At 70.5% G+C, this 17508-nt stretch carries 17 protein-coding genes and 1 pseudogene; 9 read left to right on the forward strand and 9 right to left on the reverse strand.

What is annotated here, in order from left to right; genetic code table 11:
- The first annotated feature begins 208 nt into the window (after positions 1-208).
- Positions 209-1807, forward strand: a complete 1599-nt coding sequence (locus QUE79_RS08030) for an ATP-binding cassette domain-containing protein (RefSeq protein WP_286346210.1) — start codon at positions 209-211, stop codon at positions 1805-1807.
- 49 nt (positions 1808-1856) lie between these two features.
- On the opposite strand, the gene QUE79_RS08035 is transcribed toward QUE79_RS08030, so the two are convergent.
- Positions 1857-2933, reverse strand: coding sequence for a LacI family DNA-binding transcriptional regulator (locus tag QUE79_RS08035; RefSeq protein ID WP_286346211.1), 1077 nt, complete (start codon positions 2931-2933; stop codon positions 1857-1859).
- A 137-nt stretch (positions 2934-3070) separates the two neighbouring features.
- Here QUE79_RS08035 and uriH point away from each other — a divergent pair, with 137 nt between their 5' ends.
- Genes uriH through QUE79_RS08050 form a run of 4 tightly spaced genes read left to right on the forward strand, consistent with a single transcriptional unit; the run spans position 3071 to position 6364 of the window.
- Positions 3071-4042: a uridine-preferring nucleoside hydrolase UriH gene (gene uriH / locus QUE79_RS08040; protein WP_286346212.1), complete on the forward strand. Its 972-nt coding sequence runs from the start codon at positions 3071-3073 to the stop codon at positions 4040-4042.
- On the forward strand, positions 4039-4815 hold the full coding sequence (locus tag QUE79_RS25365; RefSeq protein ID WP_350271665.1) for an MFS transporter: 777 nt from the start codon (positions 4039-4041) through the stop codon (positions 4813-4815). Before uriH ends, QUE79_RS25365 begins: the two co-directional genes overlap by 4 nt.
- Positions 4713-5450: an MFS transporter gene (locus tag QUE79_RS25370; RefSeq protein WP_350271687.1), complete on the forward strand. Its 738-nt coding sequence runs from the start codon at positions 4713-4715 to the stop codon at positions 5448-5450. The genes QUE79_RS25365 and QUE79_RS25370 overlap by 103 nt, the downstream gene beginning before the upstream one ends.
- Positions 5447-6364: a ribokinase gene (locus QUE79_RS08050; RefSeq protein ID WP_286346213.1), complete on the forward strand. Its 918-nt coding sequence runs from the start codon at positions 5447-5449 to the stop codon at positions 6362-6364. The genes QUE79_RS25370 and QUE79_RS08050 overlap by 4 nt, the downstream gene beginning before the upstream one ends.
- An 18-nt stretch (positions 6365-6382) precedes the next feature.
- On the opposite strand, the gene QUE79_RS08055 is transcribed toward QUE79_RS08050, so the two are convergent.
- Entirely contained in the window at positions 6383-7234 is an 852-nt protein-coding gene (locus QUE79_RS08055; RefSeq protein ID WP_286346214.1) for a PHP domain-containing protein, read from the reverse strand.
- Positions 7231-8682 carry an MFS transporter gene (locus QUE79_RS08060; protein ID WP_350271666.1) on the reverse strand — a complete coding sequence of 484 codons (1452 nt, stop codon included), beginning with the start codon at positions 8680-8682 and terminating at the stop codon, positions 7231-7233. Before QUE79_RS08060 ends, QUE79_RS08055 begins: the two co-directional genes overlap by 4 nt.
- Positions 8683-8733: 51 nt before the next feature.
- Here QUE79_RS08060 and QUE79_RS08065 point away from each other — a divergent pair, with 51 nt between their 5' ends.
- The gene (locus tag QUE79_RS08065) at positions 8734-9456 is read left to right on the forward strand and encodes a TetR/AcrR family transcriptional regulator (protein ID WP_286346215.1); all 723 of its coding nucleotides are present in this window, start codon (positions 8734-8736) and stop codon (positions 9454-9456) included.
- Positions 9457-9468: 12 nt separating this feature from the next.
- Here the strand turns inward: QUE79_RS08065 and QUE79_RS08070 are convergent, their stop codons facing one another.
- Entirely contained in the window at positions 9469-9975 is a 507-nt protein-coding gene (locus QUE79_RS08070) for an Lrp/AsnC family transcriptional regulator (protein ID WP_286346670.1), read from the reverse strand.
- Between the two features lie 131 nt (positions 9976-10106).
- Between QUE79_RS08070 and ald the strand changes: the two are divergent.
- Positions 10107-11206, forward strand: a pseudogene (gene ald / locus QUE79_RS08075) (alanine dehydrogenase).
- 40 nt (positions 11207-11246) lie between these two features.
- Positions 11247-12083: a methylenetetrahydrofolate reductase gene (locus tag QUE79_RS08080; RefSeq protein WP_286346216.1), complete on the forward strand. Its 837-nt coding sequence runs from the start codon at positions 11247-11249 to the stop codon at positions 12081-12083.
- 16 nt (positions 12084-12099) lie between these two features.
- Here the strand turns inward: QUE79_RS08080 and QUE79_RS08085 are convergent, their stop codons facing one another.
- A complete protein-coding gene (locus tag QUE79_RS08085; RefSeq protein WP_286346217.1) occupies positions 12100-12681 on the reverse strand; it encodes a hypothetical protein in 582 nt (193 codons plus the stop codon).
- Positions 12682-12707: 26 nt separating this feature from the next.
- Positions 12708-13814: a DNA alkylation repair protein gene (locus tag QUE79_RS08090; protein WP_286346218.1), complete on the reverse strand. Its 1107-nt coding sequence runs from the start codon at positions 13812-13814 to the stop codon at positions 12708-12710.
- A 56-nt stretch (positions 13815-13870) separates the two neighbouring features.
- Here QUE79_RS08090 and QUE79_RS08095 point away from each other — a divergent pair, with 56 nt between their 5' ends.
- Positions 13871-14158: a hypothetical protein gene (locus QUE79_RS08095; protein ID WP_286346219.1), complete on the forward strand. Its 288-nt coding sequence runs from the start codon at positions 13871-13873 to the stop codon at positions 14156-14158.
- Positions 14159-14231: 73 nt separating this feature from the next.
- On the opposite strand, the gene QUE79_RS08100 is transcribed toward QUE79_RS08095, so the two are convergent.
- From QUE79_RS08100 to QUE79_RS08110, 3 genes are read right to left on the reverse strand one after another with little or no spacing between them, the layout of a single operon-like run.
- The gene (locus QUE79_RS08100) at positions 14232-15287 is read right to left on the reverse strand and encodes a threonine aldolase family protein (protein WP_286346220.1); all 1056 of its coding nucleotides are present in this window, start codon (positions 15285-15287) and stop codon (positions 14232-14234) included.
- Positions 15284-15925 (reverse strand): SDR family oxidoreductase, encoded by a 642-nt coding sequence (locus QUE79_RS08105; RefSeq protein ID WP_286346221.1) that lies wholly within the window; start codon positions 15923-15925, stop codon positions 15284-15286. The genes QUE79_RS08100 and QUE79_RS08105 overlap by 4 nt, the downstream gene beginning before the upstream one ends.
- Positions 15922-17340, reverse strand: a complete 1419-nt coding sequence (locus tag QUE79_RS08110; RefSeq protein WP_286346222.1) for a DUF6421 family protein — start codon at positions 17338-17340, stop codon at positions 15922-15924. Before QUE79_RS08110 ends, QUE79_RS08105 begins: the two co-directional genes overlap by 4 nt.
- Positions 17341-17508 lie beyond the last annotated feature (168 nt).

Here is a 17508-nt window from a genome sequence, read left to right on the forward strand (position 1 = left end):
TGCGAGTCCTGGCGACGGGCGCCGGGCCCCCTTCGTCCAGGTCGTTTGCTACCCTGAACGAGTGCTGATTCCTGAAGCAGACAGGCTCTAGCCACCGCATCGCGGTGGCGGCCCCCGCGCGGCGCGCGCCCCTTCGGCGCGCGCGGGCGGCTGTCCTCTCCCTTCGCTTCATCGGTCCACAGCGCGGCATCGCCGCAGGAGTTGTTCCATGCCTTCTTCCCCGTCCATCACGTTGGCCGACCTCGGATTCACCTGGCCGGACGGCGACACGGTCCTCACCGGCCTGACCGGCAGCTTCGGTCGTGGTCGCACCGGCCTCGTCGGCGACAACGGCGCCGGCAAATCCACCCTCCTCCGCCTGATAGCGGGCAGGATCACGCCCACCTCCGGCCGCATCACGACCGTCGGCGACGTCGGCTACCTCTCCCAGACCCTCGCGCTCGACGTCGGCGCGACGATCGCCGACCTGCTCGGCATCACGGCGAAGCTTGCCGCGGTGCGCGCGATCGAGGCAGGCGACGTCGCCGAGCATTACTTCGAGCAGCTCGGCGACGACTGGGACATCGAGGCCCGCGCGGTTGAGGCCCTGGGTGAGGCCGGTGTTCCCGTCTCGCTCGACCGCCGCGTGGGCGAGGTCTCGGGTGGCGAGGCGATGCTCGTCACCGCCACCGGCCTCCGGCTCGCGCGCACCCCGGTGACCCTCCTCGACGAGCCGACCAACAACCTGGACCGCGACGCGCGTCGGCGCTTCGCCGACCTCGTGACGGCGTGGCCGGGAGCCCTCGTGGTCGTCAGCCACGACACGGCCCTCCTCGAGCGGATGGACGACACCGCCGAGCTGCACGCGAACAGGCTCAGCGTGTTCGGCGGCGCGTACAGCGCGTGGCGCGATCACCTCAGAGGCGAGCAGGCCGCCGCTCAGCAGGCGGCCAGGACGGCGGCGCAGGCCGTCAAGGTCGAGAAGCGGCAGCGGATCGAGGCCGCGACGAAACTGGCCCGGCGGGAGCGCACCGGCCAGAAGAAGTCCGACAACAGGCAGGGAGCGAAGATCCTCATGAACCAACGCGCCTCCGACGCGCAGGTGTCGGCGGGAAAGCTCCGAGCCGGTGTCGACGACAGCCTCGCGGCGGCGCAGGCTTCGCTCGACGACGCGGCGGCGCGAGTTCGCGACGACGAGCACATCCGTCTCGACCTGCCCGACCCGGACGTGCCGAGGAACCGGCAGCTGGCGAGACTCGACGGGACCAACCGCTCCTTCGTGCTCCAGGGTCCGGAACGCGTGGCCCTGATCGGCCCGAACGGCGTCGGGAAGACGAGCCTCCTGGAGGGGCTCGTGTCGGCCGCGTCGGCGGGTCCGGGCCGGGCGGGCGGGATCCTGCTCACGGAGCGGTTCGGCTACCTGGATCAGCGCCTCGATGTCCTCGACCCCGCTCGGAGCGCGCTGGAGAACGTCGAAGCGGCCGCCCCGGAGGTCGCGCCCGGTGTGATCCGGAATCAGCTCGCCCGGCTCCTGCTGCGGGGCGACAGCGTCTCGCGTCCGACCGCCACGCTGTCCGGTGGGGAGCGATTCCGCGCCGCCCTCGCGATCCTGATGTTCGCCGCCCCTCCCGCCCACCTGCTGATCCTCGACGAGCCGACCAACAACCTCGACGTCCGCAGCGTCGAGCAACTGGTCGACGCGCTTCGCGGCTACCGGGGCGGGCTCCTCGTCGTCAGCCACGACGACGACTTCCTGAGCCGGCTGGAGCCGTCCGTCGTGCTGGCGCTCGATGCCGACGGCGCCCTCCGCGACGCGACCCTCGGCTGAGGAGTCGGACACCGTCACTGCGGAGTCGGGGCCGGCCGAGGAGCGCCGGTCAGGAGACGACGTGCCGGGTGGAATCGCGAATGACGAGGCGGGTGGTCAGATCGTCGTCGTCGTCGTCGGCGGCGGCGTTGGCAGGCGGCGGGGCGGCCGCTCCCAGGAGCTCCAGCATCCGCGACGCGGCCGTGCGGCCCAGTGACGTTCCGGGAAGGGCGACGCTCGTGAGACCGGGCGCCGTCACGACCGACGAGGGCAGATCGTCGAAACCGGACACTGCGACGTCTTCGGGGACCCGGATCTCGTGCAGGCGCGCCGACGCCAGGGCGCCGTACGCCTGCGTGTCGGTCGCGCACAGCACGGCGGTGGCGCCTGAGGCCCGCCACTCCGGCCAGGCCGCGGTCACCGCGGCCGCCGCGGCGGACACGTCGACGACGCTGGCCACGCCGCCCAGAAGGGTGAGGCCCCGGCGCGCGGCCGCCGCCTCGATCAACGATCGCCGAAGAGCGAACGTCTCGGTGCCGGTGCTGCTGTCGAGGTAGGCGAGCACGCGGTGACCCTGGTCGGCGAGATGGTCGACGAGGTCGTCGGTGCCGCGCACGAGGTCGTAGTTGACGATGGCGTCGCCGCGCGCGCTCCCCGGTGCGTCCAGGAGTACGGTCGCCGGACCCGCGGGGAGCGCGGCCAGGAACTCGGCCGACGGCGCATCGATGAGGAGCCCGGCCGGACGAAGCGCGGTGAGACGGCCGACGACCGACGCGTCGGGCTGCACGCCGGGGCTCGCAACGGAGAGGAGGAGCTGGTAGCGGTCGCCGAGAACCGACATGATGCCCCGGACGACATCGCCGTAGTACGGATTCGACAGGTCGGGGGCGACCAGGATCACGACGTCGGCGCTGCCTCGCGCCAGTGCGCTGGCCGTGTGGTCGACCACGTAGCCGAGGGTCTCGATCGCGGAGGCGACCCGGGCGATGGTGCTCGACGACACCCTCCCCTTCGTCTTGCCGCTCGCGACCAGCGAGACCGTGGACACCGAGGTGCCCGCGAGTGCTGCGACGTCGGTCGCCGTCGCCCGACCCGGCCGAGGGCCGGAGGCGAGCGGAGGCGTGTGTTCGACGTCGTCCCCGGGCATCCTGTAATCGTACGGGGTCGGACGTCCTCCGCGACGAGAAAGCGTCAAGCGCTTGACGTGCTACTGTCTTCGAATGCCGTCAAGCGCTTGACGTCTGCGGCTCACACACCTGATTCCCCAACGAAGTGGAGAAGAACATGACTTCCCCGTCACGGCCTCGCGCCATCGTCCTCGACTGCGATCCCGGGCACGACGACGCCATCGCCCTCCTGCTGGCCCACGGCAACCCCGACATCGACCTCCTCGCGGTCACCACCGTCTTCGGCAACCAGACGCTCGAGAAGGTGACGCGCAACGCGCTCTCCGTCGCGCGCATCGCCGGCATCACCGGCGTCCCCTTCGCGGCCGGTGCCGGTCGCCCGCTCGTCCGGCACGTCGAGCACGCCGCCGACATCCACGGCGAGTCCGGGCTCGACGGTCCGGTCCTTCCCGATCCAGCGTTCGACCTCGACTCGCGCCACGCCGTCGAGCTGATCATCGACACCGTGATGAGCCGCGAGCCCCACACGGTCACCCTCGTCGCGACGGCGGCGCTCACCAACCTGGCTCTCGCCGTTCGCACCGAGCCGGCCATCGTCGAGCGCGTTCGCGAGGTCGTCCTCATGGGCGGCGGCTACCACGTCGGCAACTGGAGCCCCGTCGCCGAGTTCAACATCGCCATCGACCCCGAGGCGGCGCACGTCGTCTTCAACGCCGCCTGGCCCGTCGTGATGGTCGGTCTCGACCTCACGCACCAGGCGCTCGCGACCCCGGAGGTCGCGGCAAGCATCGCCGCCGTCGGCACCGGGCCCGCCCGGTTCGTGGGGGAGCTGCTCGAGTTCTTCGGCTCGACCTACAAAGAGGTGCAGGGCTTCGACTCGCCCCCGGTGCACGATCCCTGCGCCGTCGCCTACGTGATCGACCCCACGATCGTCGAGACGGTCAAGGTGCCGATCGACATCGAGCTCACCGGCACTCTCACGCTCGGCATGACCGTGGCCGACTTCCGCGCCCCGGCGCCCGACGACTGCAACACCTGGGCGGCTACCCGCCTCGACCGCGACCGCTTCTGGAAGCTCGTCGTCGACGCTCTGGAGACGATCGGCGAAGGCGGGGTGATCGCGGAATGAGCGTCACGACAGCGGCAGCGAAGACCGCCAGGATCGGAACCCTCACCGCGGCGCTCCTCGCCGCCTGCATCGCGTTCCAGCTCAACGCCAGCATGCTCAGCCCGGTGCTCGTCACCATGGCCACCGAACTCCACACGGATCAGGCCACGATCGGCCTCTCCCAGACGCTGTTCTTCACGGCGGCCGCGCTCTTCTCGCTCTTCCTGCCGCGGCTCAGCGACATCATCGGCCGCAAGCGGGTCCTCGCCTGGATGCTCGTCGTCATGTTCGCCGGGAGCATCATCGCCGCCCTGGCCGTCAACGTGCCGATGCTCTTCGCCGGCCGCATGATCCAGGGGGTCGCCGGCCCCGTGGTCCCCATCTGCCTCCTGATGCTGCGGAGCGAGGTGAAGGACCCCAAGCGCTACGGCGTCACCATGGGTCTCATCACCGCCGTGAACGGCGGGATCGCCGGAATCGACGCCCTCGCCGGCGGCTGGCTCGCGACGAACTTCGGCTTCCGGTCGGTGTTCTGGGTCATCGCCGCCATCGCAGCGCTCGCCGTCGTGTTCGTCGCCGTGTGGGGTGTGGAGTCGCGTCCGTCCGGCGACGTGCGCATGGACTGGTGGGGGTCCTGCCGCTCGTCGTCTCGATCGGCGCCCTCCTCACGGCGTTCAACGAGGCCGGCAAACTGGCCTCGGCGAACTGGGGTCTCGTCGTCGGCGGGCTGGTCCTCGCGGTCGTGGCCTTCCTCGCCTTCTGGTTCCTCGAGAACAGGATTCGCCAGCCGCTGATCCCGACCGCGTATCTGCGCCGGCGGTCGTCCTGGGCGCTTCTGCTCACGACGCTGCTGACCATCACCGGCGTGTTCGCGGTCGTCAACGGGCTCGTCACGTCGTTCGCGCAGAACGCCGACGCGGGCTTCTCGATGAAACCCGATGTCGCCTCGCTCGCGTTCCTGACGCCCTACGCCCTGGTCGGCTGGCTCGTCGGACCGTTCTCCGGCCGGCTCGCGCCCACGCTCGGGTACCGCACCATGCTGCGAATCGGCATCGGCGGCAGCGTGCTCGCCACTCTGCTGATGGCGTTCGTCGGCGTGCACTCGCTTCCCGTGCTCATCACGGCGACCGTGCTCATCGGCATCACCTACGCCGGCATCGCGAACATCATGCTGAACGGTCTGGGCATCGTCCTGTCGCCCGCCGACAACCCCGGGTTCCTCCCCGGGCTGAACGCGGGTGCCTTCAACCTCGGCGCCGGTCTCAGCTTCGCCGTGCTCCCGGTGCTCCAAGTGGTCGGCTCACCGACCGGCAGCCACTCGACGACCGGCTACACGGCGGGCATGCTGCTCGGGGCGGCCATCACCCTCGGCGCGTTCGCCGTGTCGTTCCTCATCCCGCGTCCCGTCGACGCCGAGACGGCGGAGTGAGCGTGAAACCCCTTGTGATCGTCGGGTCGCTGAACGCCGACCTGGTCGTGCAGACCGAGCGCTTCCCGCGAGCCGGCGAGACCCTGCACGGTTCGCCCCTGCGGATCCTGCCCGGTGGGAAGAGCTCCAACCAGGCCGCGGCCGCAGCCCGTCTCGGCGGGGAGGTCCGCCTCGTCGGCGCCGTCGGAGACGACGACAACGGCAGGATGCTGGTCGCCGCGGCGCGTGAGTCCGGGGTCGACACCCGCGGGGTGGCCCTTCGCTCCGACAGCGTGACCGGAACGGCCGTCATCACCGTCGACGCCCAGGGCGAGAACACGATCGTGATCTCGGCGGGCGCGAACGGAACGCTCTCGGCCGCCGACGTCGAGGCGAACCGGGTGTCGTTCGACGGAGCCTCCGTGCTCGGGCTCTGCCTCGAGGTGGGGATCGACGCCGTCCTGGCCGCCGCGCGGGCCGGCCGCGAAGCCGGGCTCACGGTTCTGACCAATCTCTCGCCGTACGCAGCCGTTCCCGACGACCTGCTGCTCGCGACCGACGTCGTCCTCCTCAACGAGCACGAGGCGGCGCAGCTCCTCGGCGTCGACCTCGACGCGGTCGAGTGGAGCGATGTCGGGGCGGCCATCGCGCGCCTCGGCGTCCCGCACGCCGTGATCACGACCGGTTCGGCCGGATGCGTGGTCCTGAGCGGTGACGACAGCCCGGTCACGGTCCCGTCGCCGCGTGTCGGCGCGGTCGACACGACGGGCTGCGGCGACGCGTTCATGGGAGCCTTGGCGCTGCGTCTCGCCGAAGGGGACGCCCTCGTCGCCGCGGCGACGTTCGCGGTGCGCGTGGGGAGTTTCGCGGCGACCCGTCACGGCGCCCAGAGCTCCTACCCGACCCCGGCCGAGCTGGAGACCTTCAGCGCGTGACCGTCGTCCCTCGGGCGATCACCTGGTCCAGAAGTCTTCGGGACGCGATCCGGCGCGGAAGCCGAACCGTTCGACCATCTGCATCGCCTCGGGAAAACCGGCGGCGATGGCGTCGGGGGTGTGGGCGTCGCTGCCGAAGCTGATCGCGCGGCCGCCCTCTTCGCTCCACCACTGCGGGATCCACGGCCAGATCCGGCGCGTGTTCATCTCGAGAGCGCGCCCGCTCTCGGCCAGCGACCGCATCGCGGATCGGTACTCGCCCTCGAACCGCTTCGGGTCGAAGGGCCCCGCGGTGGTCGTCGGCCACGAGCGCACCGGGTAGTCGATGTGGGTGAAGACGGCGAACGAGTCGGAGCCGGCGACCATCCGCGGGATCTCGTCGAGGTACGCCCGGATGACGTCGTCGGGAGGTTGCAGTCGGAACAGCGTGTTCGGCTCGCTCCGCCCGGCGGCGGCCGCGAGCGTGTGCAGCGAGCCGTTGACCCGGTCGAAGACCCCGCGGCCGAGGAGCTCGGCCGCGCGTTCGTCGTTGAGATGCGGCTGGCCGTACTCCAGGCCGGTCATGATGTGGAGCTCGGGGAACTCGTGGCGGCACCGATCGATGCTGTCGAGGTAGCCGTCGACGTCGAGCGGCGGGAGGGCGACGATCCCCGCGTCGTTCAGGAGGTGGCGCTGATGCGGGAGGAGGTCGCCCGGATCGGCTCGCCACTCGGGGTCGAGGTCGAGGTGCTCGGTGAAGACGAGGGTGGCCAGACCGATCCGGGACGCCACCCGGCAGGTCTCTCTCATGCGGCCGGCGGCGTCGGATCGCGGACCGCCGGTGTCCCAGGACCACTCGCTGTGAACGTGGGTGTCGGCCGGAAGAGTCATGCTCCGGATCGTGCCACACGCGTCCGGACGAAGCCCCAGGCGACGAGTGCCCCGGCGACGAGCGTGAGCGTCAGCCCGCCGAGGGTCACGGCTTCGTGGAACTGGGCGGTCTGTCGGCTGCTCCAGCCGCCGGTCGCGATGTCGCCGGCGAAGAGTGCGGCGAGGATCGTGCCCGTGACGGCGATTCCGATCCCGGTGGCGACCTCGGAGGCGGTGTCGACGAGGGCGGCGCCGATCGAGGTGCGGTTCTCGGGCAGCCCGCGCAGCACGTTGGTGCCGGCGACGACGCCGTTCACGCGGATTCCCGCGGCGACGAGCGCCAGAGCCATCGCGATCCAGACGTACCCGAGGTGGCCCAGGACGGCGTAGACGGCGAGCCCCAGAACCACCGCCGCAGCGCTGAGCCACGCGGCCCGGTCGAGCCCGACCCGACCGACGAAGCGACCGACGAACGGGCCGGATGCGACGAGCACGACGACCTGGGGCAGCATGCCGATCGCGGCGAGGGCGGGCGGCCACCCCCAGTCGAGTTGGAGCTGCAGGGTGACGAGGTAGCCGAGACCGGCCAGCGCCAGCCCGGACGCCGCCTTGTAGGCCAGCCCGGACGACACCAGGGGACGGGCGACCAGCGCGAGATCGAGGAGCGGGTGCGCCGCCGTGCGCATGCGGATCACGAAGAGGATCACGCCGACGACGGCCGCGGCGCTCGCAGACCACGGCGACCAGGATCCCGTTCCCTCGTCGACGAAGAGGGTCGGCGCGACGAGTGCGAGCACGATCGTCGCCGTGCCGAGAACTGCGCCGATGACGTCGACGGGGTCGCGGTGGAGTTCGTCCGGCCGGTCGGCGGCGATGCCGCCGCGGATCCCCGCGAACGCGAGGGCTGCTATCGGCACGTTGACGAGCAGCAGGATCTGCCAGGGGGCGACGGCGAGGACGAGTCCGCCGAGCGTCGGGCCGATGGCCAGCCCCACGAGGCCCACGGTGGTGATGAGCGACATCGCCCTGACCCGGAGACCGTCGGCCGCGAAGAGTCGGAACGCCAGAGCGATCGAGCCCGGCGTCGTCATGGCGGCGGCGACTCCCATCGTCAGACGGACGGCGATCAACTGCTCTGTCGAGGTGACGAAGGCGGTCGCGAGACTGGCGAGGCCGAGGAGGACCAGTCCGGTGAGCATGACGCGACGGCGCCCGAAGCGGTCGGCGATCGCGCCGAACGCGAGCATCAGGCCGCCGAACACGACCGAGTAGGCGCCGGTCACCCACTGCAGTCCGACCGTCGAGGTGTGGAGGTCACGACCGATGGTCGGGAGGGCGACGGTCAGGATCGAGTTGTCGAGCATCTCGAAGAGGAAGACGGCCGAGAGTCCGGCCAGGGCGATCCAGGCGCCACGCAGGGTCTCGGGGGCAGGTGGGGAGGCGTTCAACGAACGCTGTTCGATAGTCACGAACTAAGTTATACGCAGCGAACGACGTTCGTGTCAAGGTAGGATCGTTCCATGCCCACGGACCCGAGACAGCGCCGCGCCGCCCGTCACGCACAATCGACAGCGGCCGCCGACGAGGCCGCTCCCCGCAAGCGCCCGATCACCGTCGACCGGATCACCGATGCCGCCCTCGACGTCATCGCGACCCAGGGCTACGACGCGCTGACCATGCGCAGCGTCGCGGCACTGCTGCACACCGGCCCCGCGTCGCTCTACGCGCACGTGGTCAACAAGGCCGACATCGACGAGTTGATCATCGGCCGGCTCTGCAACCAGCTGGTCCTGCCCGAGCCCGATCCGGAGACCTGGCGCGAACAGATCTCCGACGTGTGCGCCCAGCTGCGCGACCAATACCTCAGATACCCGGGTGTCGCGCGCGCCGCTCTCTCGATGGTGGTCACCGACCTCGACGTGCTGCGCGTCAGCGAGGGGATGATGGCCATCGTCCTCGCCGGGGGTGTCGCGCCGCAGTCGGCGGCCTGGGCGATCGACGCCCTCTTCCTCTACGTCGGCGCCTACACTCTCGAGATCTCGCTCGGAGCACAGCGTCAGGGGCAGACCGGTGAAGACTGGCTCGTCTCGCGCGAGGAACGCGACGAACTGGTCAGCAGGTTCCGCAACCTGCCGGCCGACCGCTTCCCCGAGACGCGACGCCACGCCGCCGAGCTGACGGCGGGCGACGGGCACGAGCGCTTCGACTTCACGGTCGGCCTGATCGTCCGCAACCTGGCGTAGCGGACGACGACGTCACTGGAACGAGGCGGCGACCCCGTTGCGGTGATAGTCGAAGACGACGCTCGTCCGGGTCGATGCGACGCTCGGCTGTGCGGAGAGGTGCTCGACGACGAACTCGCGGATGGCCGAGGAGTCGGCGACCGCGATGTGCACGATGAAGTCGTCCGTGCCGCCGAGGAAGAAGACCTGCAGCACCTGCGGGAGGTTCCGCACCTCCTCCGAGAAGCGGACGATGCTCTCCTGCCGAGCGCCCGGGCGCAGCGTGACCCCGACGATCGCCTGGAGGCCCAGCCCCAAGCTGCGCTGATCGATGCTGGTGAGGAAGCCGGTGACCACGCCGCGGTCCTGCAGTGACCGGAGGCGGACGTGCGCGGTCGACGGAGCGATGCCCGCCGCCTCGGCGAGGGCCGCGTTGGAGATGCGTCCGTCCGACTTCAGCACCTCGAGCAGCCGCCGGTCGATCTCGTCGAGCACGACCGGCTCGTGAATATCCTTCGTCGAATCGACCACAGGCGTCATCTCCACGGTAGTTGTCTGCAAAATCTTCACGAATTGAAAAATCTTCTTCGGAAGAAACATAGAGGAAACGAACCGTGTCCATGCTTGATGTCACGCGGCAACGGTGCCGCCCGTCGAACTGGAGGAACGACATGCGCGTGGGAATCCCGACCGAGATCAAGAACAACGAGAACCGCGTCGCCATCAGCGCCGCCGGCGTCGACACCCTGGTGCGTCGCGGCCACGAGGTCTTCGTCCAGGCCGGGGCCGGCGCCGGATCCCGCATCCTCGACGCCGACTACGCGGCCGCGGGCGCGACGATCCTGCCCACCGCCTCCGAGGTCTGGGCCACCGCCGAGCTGCTCCTCAAGGTCAAAGAGCCGATCGCCGCCGAGTACGGGCACCTGCGCGCCGACCAGACCGTCTTCACCTACCTCCACCTCGCTGCCGACCCCGCGCTGACGAACGCTCTCGTCGAGTCGGGTACGACCGCCATCGCGTACGAGACCGTCCAGCTGGCCGACCGCAGCCTGCCGCTGCTCTCGCCGATGAGCGAGGTCGCCGGCCGGTTGTCGATCACCGTCGGCTCCTACCACCTGCTCCGCTCCAACGGCGGTCGCGGGTCGCTGCTCGGCGGTGTCCCCGGCACGCCGAAGGCCAAGGTCGTCGTCATCGGCGGCGGCGTCGCGGGGAGCACGCGGCCGACAACGCGCTCGGCATGGGAGCCGACGTCACGGTGATCGACGTGTCACTGCCCCGACTCCGCGCGCTCGAGGTGCAGTTCGGCGGCCGGATCCAGACCCGGCACTCGACGCCGTTCGCGATCGCCGAGCAGCTTCGCGACGCCGACCTCGTGATCGGCTCCGTCCTGATCCCGGGGGCCGCGGCACCGAAGCTCGTCACCGACGAGATGGTGTCGACGATGAAGCCGGGCGCCGTGCTCGTCGACATCGCCATCGACCAGGGCGGCTGCTTCGAGGGGTCGCACCCGACGACGCACGACGAGCCGACCTTCGCCGTGCACGACGCCGTCTACTACTGCGTGGCGAACATGCCGGGCGCCGTTCCCGAGACCTCGACTCGCGCACTCACCAATGCGACCCTGCCCTATGTGGTCGCGCTCGCCGACCTGGGCTGGAAGGCGGCGACGGCCGCAGACCCGGCTCTGGCCAAGGGCCTCAACGTCACCGCCGGTCGCGTCACGAACGCCGGGGTCGCCGCCGCGTTGGGGCTCGAGCTGGCGACCGCGTAGCGGTGTGGGCGCGCGGCATGCCCTAGGCTCGGGGATCGTCATGACGTCCGTTCGCGCTGCCACGGCAGACGCCCTCCGCAGCGCCGGGTACGAGATCCTGCCCTTCGCCCGCACCTTCGAGAACGTCCTCGAGAACGTTCCGCGGTCGACTCCTCTCACGGTGACGGCGTCGCCGCCCCGGGGCATCGGCGCCACCGTCGACCTCGCCGTCCGACTGGCGGCGGCGGGCTACGACGTCGCACCGCACCTCGCGGCGCGGATGATCGCCGACGAACACGAGCTGAGCGACGTGCTGGCCCGTCTCGCCGAAGCCGGCGTCACCAGCCTCTTCGTGGTCGGCGGCGACGGCGAGCCGCGGGGCGACTACCGCGATGCGCTTCCCCTTCTGCGCGCCGTCCGCGAATCGGCCCACGACTTCACCGACATCGGCATCGGCGGGTATCCGGAGGGGCACGCTCTCATCCCCGGGAGCACCCTGCTGCAGGCCCTGCGCGAGAAGGCCGAGCTGGCGAACCACGTGACGACGCAGATCTGCTTCGACCCGGCGGCCATCGCCGCGTGGGCGGCCGAACTCGAACGCGAGGCGATCACGCTTCCGATCCGGGTCGGCCTGCCGGGCGCGGTGCGTCGGCAGCGACTGATCCGGATCTCGGCGGCCATCGGACTCGGCGACTCGGCGCGATTCCTGCAGAAGCAGAAGAGCCTGTTCTGGCGGTTCTTCCTGCCGGGCGGCTACAGTCCGAACCGGTTGATCACGGGTCTCGAGCCTGCCGTCGCCGGCCCGTCGCCGGTCACCGCGTTCCATCTCTTCACCTTCAACGAGCTCCGCGCCACCGAAGCCTGGCGCCGAGAGCTGCTCGACCGCTACGACTCCTGAGACAGGATCGTGCCGCTCAGTGGATGACGCCGCGTTCGATCCTCGAGTCGAGGTGATCGACGATCGCGAACGCGACGGGTTCGGTCAGCGGACCGGGTCGGCTCTCCGACCAGTTCGCCTCGAACCGGGAGCGGAAGCCGGCCGTCCACGGCTGAGCCGAGGAGTCCGTCCGCGGTGACCAGCGCCAGAGCAGTTGTCCGCGCCGATTGACCTCGACGTCGTCGGCGCCGGGCCCGACGGCGATCGGCGTCGGCCGGACGCAGACCAGCGGTGCGTCGAGACGGGGGCGCTCTTCGAGCCCCGGGATCGGCGCCGACAGCATCGAGTACGGGAGGGCGACGCCCCTCGAGGTGAGCGCGAAGATCTCGAGCGGCCAGCACGGGGCCACGGACTTGAAGACGCGGGACCCCGAGGTGCCCTGCCCGACCAGCACGGTCTCGACCGGCTCGATCCCGCGGCGCCGCAGGTGGATGACGGTCTCGGCCAGCAGCGACTGCAGGGCCCAGCCGCCGGCGACCTCGTCGGATTCTTCCGGCACCGCCTGCACGCCGCGGCGGGGCCGCGCGAACCGGTCGATGGCCTCGTCGAGCTCTGTCATGGGTCCCCTTCCCTGGGGCATCCACGCTATCCGGGCAGCAGCTCGAACGCGGTGCGACCCGCAGCGATGCCGTTGACCTGGAGCTCGATCGCGTGCTGCCCCGGGTGATAGCGACGCGTCGTGATCACCCTGAACGAGTGCTGCTTCGCGAGGTCGAGCGTCTCTCCGGGGGCGAGCGACGTGACGGTGAGCTTGAACGTCTTGCCCGTCGTCGTCCCGTTCGCCTTGCGATGGTGGACGATGTAGTCGATAGCGAGCCGGGCCGTCTCCCGGCCCCTGTTCGTGACTCGTGCCGAGAACGTGACGCTCTCGCCGACCGCGACCACCGTGCGATCCAGTGTCAGGCTCGTGATCTCGAGCTCGGCGGGTTCGAAGCCGAGCAGGGCGAGAGCGGCAGGATCGCCCTTCTTCACGAGGGTGCGCAGGGCGCGCCTCACAAGCGCCCTCGTGCTCGCATCGGGGGCGGCCAGCCACGCCGCCGCGGTGTCCACCACCAGGCCGGGCGCGTGTCGGCTGATGTCGTTGAGGTGGTTCGCGACCGACCGCCGGACGTACTCGCTCTCGTCGCGGTAGAGCGCCGTGAGAATCGGAACGGTCGCCGCGGGATCCTGCAGGATCCCCGGCACCCGGCTCGACCAGGGCAGGTACGGTCTCGTCCCCTCCGACGCCAGGCGGCGCACGTGCTCGTCCTCCGCGGTCAGCCACCGATCGCGAATGCGGTCCAGCGCTCGGTCCAGATCGTGCCGGAGGAGGACCCGGATCGCGAACTCCGAGGTGAGCCTCGGCGTGAGCTCGGCCAGGAGGTCCAGGGCGTCGTCGAAGGCGCCGGTGCTGCCGTCGGCGACCGCGAGGGCGGCCACAGCCGAGGTGACCGGCCAGATGAGCCAGCCGCTGAAGGGCCGGGGGCCTTCCGCCGCCCGGCGGACGACGGCCGCGAACTCGGCGTACGGCAGTGCGAGGTCGGCGAGCGTCGCGTCGCGGAGGAGGTCGCTGCGCTCGCGCAGGGCGAGCGGGCCGAGGGCCTCCGCCGCGGCTTCCAGTCGCTTCAGCGGGGTGCCTGGCGCGGCGTCGCGGAGGGCGTCGACCAGGGCGAGCGCGGCCGGCCGGCCGAGGAGTTCGTCAGCGAAGGGCATGGACACAGGCTGGCACACCTGGGTGTCCACTCATGCTCGGGGAGCAGGATGCTCTGATGACTTCAACGATCACGACCATCGTCCTCCCCAAGCTCGGCACCGACCGCGAGACGGCCTTCGCCGTCGTGGCCGACGCCCTGCCCGTGGCGGGTACGGTCGTGCACCTCGACGCCGGCGAGGTCTCCGTGGGAGAGCGCGTCTTCGTGGCCGGCCTCGTGGAAGCGCTCCAGGAGCAGGCGGTCGAGAGCGTCGTCGTGATCCGGGCGACGCGCCCGTTCGCCGACCACTTCAGTCGCGCCGCGACGCCCCGCGACCTCGCGCACTCCTTCGTCGACAGCCAGTAGGTCTCACCCTCCGCTCGCCCGACACGGCGGGCTCGCCTCCGCGGACACGAGCGGTGGAGTGCAGCGGGACGCGTCAGCGGGCGAGCTCCTCCTGGATCACGGCGACGAACGCGTCGACGTCGGCCTCGGTGGTGTCGAAGGCAGTCATCCAGCGCACTTCGCCCGCCGCGCGGTCCCAGTCGTAGAACCGGACCCGCTCGCGGATCCGGTCGGCGACGGCGTTGTCGAGGGTGGCGAACACCGCGTTGGCCTGGGTTTTCTGCGTGAAGCCGAGCCCCTGGAAACGCGACGACTCGAGAGCCGATCGCAGGCGGGTCGCCATGGCGTTGGCCTGCCCGGCCGAGCGGAGCCACAGGTCACCCTCGAGGAGGGCGATGAACTGCGCCGACACGAAGCGCATCTTCGACGCGAGCTGCATGTTGAGCTTGCGCAGGAAGATCAAGCCGTCGACGGCCGCAGGAGTCAGCGCGATGACGACCTCGCCGTACAGGAGTCCGTTCTTCGTCCCGCCGAAGCTGAGGACGTCGACCCCGGCATCCGTCGTGAACTCGCGGAACGAGACGTCGAGGGCGGCCGCGGCGTTCGCGATCCGGGCCCCGTCCATGTGCAGGTGCATGCCCTTGGAGTGGACGTGGTCGGCGATCGCGCGCACCTCGGACGGCGTGTAGAGCGTGCCGAGCTCGGTCGTCTGCGTGATGCTCACGGCGAGCGGCTGGGCCCGGTGCTCGTCGCCCCAGCCCCAGGCCTCGACATCGATCAGCTCGGGCGTGAGCTTGCCGTCCGGCGTCGGCACGGTCAGGAGCTTCAGCCCGGAGATCCGCTCGGGAGCGCCGTTCTCATCGGTGTGGATATGAGCCGTGCTCGTCGCGACGACGGCTCCCCAGCGCGGCAGCATCGACGTCAGTGCCGTCACGTTCGCGCCCGTCCCGTTGAAGACCGGGAACGCTTCCGCCTGCTCGCCGAAGAGACCTTTGACGACCGCCTGCAGTCGGGCCGTGTAGACGTCTTCTCCGTAGGCGATCTGGTGGCCGCCGTTCGCCTCGGCGAGGGCCTCGAGGATCTCGGGGTGAGTGCCGGCGTAGTTGTCGGAAGCGAAACCACGCCAGGAGGCGTCGTGGAGACGGGTCATGAATCGGAGCCTTTCGAAGAGGGGACGAGATCGATGCGAGCGCCGTTGAGCTCGGCCGCGGGCTGGGACCAGAGGGGCAGGATCGCGTCGGCGAGGGTGTCGGGAGAGGTCCCGTCACCACCGATGGCCTTCACGACCACCGTGACGGCTGCGGCGCGTCCGGCCTTCCGCCATCCGGACGCCACCGCCCGCACCCAGGCGTCGGCCGCGGTCTTCACCGTGGCGTAGTTCGCGTTGCTCCAGGTGGGTTCGGCGGCGGTGGACGACCCGATGGCGACGAGACGCCCGTGCTCGGCCGAGCCGAGGTCGTCGTGGAACGCGAGGGTGACCTGCCGGAGAGTGCGCAGGATCCTGCTCTCCAGCCAGTCGAAGTCGGCCTCCGCCTGGCCGCCCCGCCAGCCGCCCACGAGGTGCACGACTCCGTCGGCCGGGCCGAACTCGGCGCGGACGGCGGCGGCCAGGGCCAGGGTCTCCTCGGTGGAGGTGAGTTCGACGACGTGGCGGGAGGACGCGTCGACGGAGGCCAGCCGGTCGGCGTTCGTGCCGACGGCCACGACGAGGTGCCCGGCCGACAGGAGTGTTCGGCAGACGGCTCGGCCGGCGTCGCCCGTGGCGCCGGTGACGACGATGACGCTCACGCGGCGACAGCCGTCTCGGGCGTCGCCGGATCGACGCCGGCCCCGGTGATGCCGGCGGTCGACTCGATCACCGCCGTCATCTTCTTCGCGAGGGCCTCGTAGAACATGCTCAGCGGGAACTCGTCGTCGAGGACCTTGTCGGTGTAGCCCTTCGGGGGACCGTCCAGCGGCAGGTCGCGCGTGGCCCACGCCGAGGCCGGATGCGGGGTGAGCGTCGCGGCGACGAGATCGTAGGCCGCGAGCCAGTGTGCGACCTTCGGCCGGTCGATCGACTTCCAGTAGAGCTCGTCGATGGCTGTGCCCAGGGCGATCACGACGTCGGGGACTTCGTCCCAGTCGATGGCGAGCTGCGTGTCGGTCCAGTGCAGAACGTGGTGCTGGTGCAGCCAGGCGAACAGCAGCTGGCCGCCGAGACCGTCGTAGTTGCGCACGCGCGACCCGGTGATCGCGAACCGGAAGATGCGGTCGAACAGGACCGCGTACTGCACGAGCTGGGCGCGCTCGCGGGTCAGGTCGTCGGTGTCGGCGCTGCGCGTGAGACGCACCGCCTCGCGGTACGCGGTGAGGTCGCAGCGGAGCTCTTCGAGCGAGTAGAGGAAGAACGGCATCCGCTGCTTGATCATGAAGGGATCGAACGGGAGGTCGCCGCGCATGTGCGTGCGGTCGTGGATGAGATCCCACATCACGAACGTCTCTTCGGCCAGGTGCTGGTCGTCCAGCAGCCGCGCGGCGTCGGCGGGGAGGTCGAGCTTCGTGATCTCCGACGCCGCCCTGAGCACGCGACGGAATCTGGCCGCCTCGCGGTCGGCGAAGATCGCGCCCCAGGTGAAGGTCGGGATCTGCCGCATGGCCACCGACTCGGGGAAGAGCACAGCCGAATTGGTGTCGTAGCCCGCCGTGAAGTCGAGGAAGCGGATGGGCACGAAGAGCGCGTTCGAGTAGGGGCCCTGCTCGAGCTCCGCGACGAACTCGGGCCAGATCACCTCGACGAGGACCGCTTCGACCAGGCGCGACGTGCTGCCGTTCTGCGTGTACATGGGGAACACGACCAGGTGCCTCAGCCCGTCGACGCGCTCGCGCTGAGGGTGGAAGGCGACCAGGGAATCGTAGAAGTCGGGAACGCCGAAGCCGGACCCGGCCCAGCGGTCGAAGTCGACCACGCACTGCGCGAGGTAGTCGTGGTCGTGGGCGAAGGAGGGGGTCAGGATCTCGATCGCTCGTGTGATCCTGCTCACCAGCGCCTCGGCCGCGTTCCGGTCGGCTGCCTCGGGAACGCTGCCGTCTTGCACCTGCAGTGCCTGGAGCGCGGTCGCCGCGGCCTTCAGATCGAGCCACGGCGCGGACGTCGCGACGTCTTCGACGACCTCGGGTTCACCGATGATGGCGGGGCGGGTGACATTCGCTGCCTGTGACATGGTTCGACCTCCGATCGTTGCGCGATAACTGCTTGATTCCGGCAAGTATCGGTCAGATCTCGACGTCGCACCATCACCTGTGCAAGGGATCGCCGAAAAGCGGCGCCGCGTCGCAGGATTGCTGCACGTGGCGCCGCTTTCCGCCGGGTAGTCCGGCAGGAGAGGGCG

The sequence above is a fragment of the Frondihabitans sucicola genome, from assembly GCF_030296615.1.
GTDB classification, from domain to species: domain Bacteria; phylum Actinomycetota; class Actinomycetes; order Actinomycetales; family Microbacteriaceae; genus Frondihabitans; species Frondihabitans sucicola.

Coding starts and splice junctions, on each gene's coding strand:
- QUE79_RS08030 (WP_286346210.1), top strand. CDS start 209: ATGCCTTCTTCCCCGTCCATCACGTTGGCCGACCTCGGATTCACCTGG.
- QUE79_RS08035 (WP_286346211.1), bottom strand. CDS start 2,933: ATGCCCGGGGACGACGTCGAACACACGCCTCCGCTCGCCTCCGGCCCT.
- uriH (WP_286346212.1), top strand. CDS start 3,071: ATGACTTCCCCGTCACGGCCTCGCGCCATCGTCCTCGACTGCGATCCC.
- QUE79_RS25365 (WP_350271665.1), top strand. CDS start 4,039: ATGAGCGTCACGACAGCGGCAGCGAAGACCGCCAGGATCGGAACCCTC.
- QUE79_RS08055 (WP_286346214.1), bottom strand. CDS start 7,234: ATGACTCTTCCGGCCGACACCCACGTTCACAGCGAGTGGTCCTGGGAC.
- QUE79_RS08065 (WP_286346215.1), top strand. CDS start 8,734: ATGCCCACGGACCCGAGACAGCGCCGCGCCGCCCGTCACGCACAATCG.
- QUE79_RS08070 (WP_286346670.1), bottom strand. CDS start 9,975: ATGACGCCTGTGGTCGATTCGACGAAGGATATTCACGAGCCGGTCGTG.
- QUE79_RS08080 (WP_286346216.1), top strand. CDS start 11,247: ATGACGTCCGTTCGCGCTGCCACGGCAGACGCCCTCCGCAGCGCCGGG.
- QUE79_RS08085 (WP_286346217.1), bottom strand. CDS start 12,681: ATGACAGAGCTCGACGAGGCCATCGACCGGTTCGCGCGGCCCCGCCGC.
- QUE79_RS08090 (WP_286346218.1), bottom strand. CDS start 13,814: ATGCCCTTCGCTGACGAACTCCTCGGCCGGCCGGCCGCGCTCGCCCTG.
- QUE79_RS08095 (WP_286346219.1), top strand. CDS start 13,871: ATGACTTCAACGATCACGACCATCGTCCTCCCCAAGCTCGGCACCGAC.
- QUE79_RS08100 (WP_286346220.1), bottom strand. CDS start 15,287: ATGACCCGTCTCCACGACGCCTCCTGGCGTGGTTTCGCTTCCGACAAC.
- QUE79_RS08110 (WP_286346222.1), bottom strand. CDS start 17,340: ATGTCACAGGCAGCGAATGTCACCCGCCCCGCCATCATCGGTGAACCC.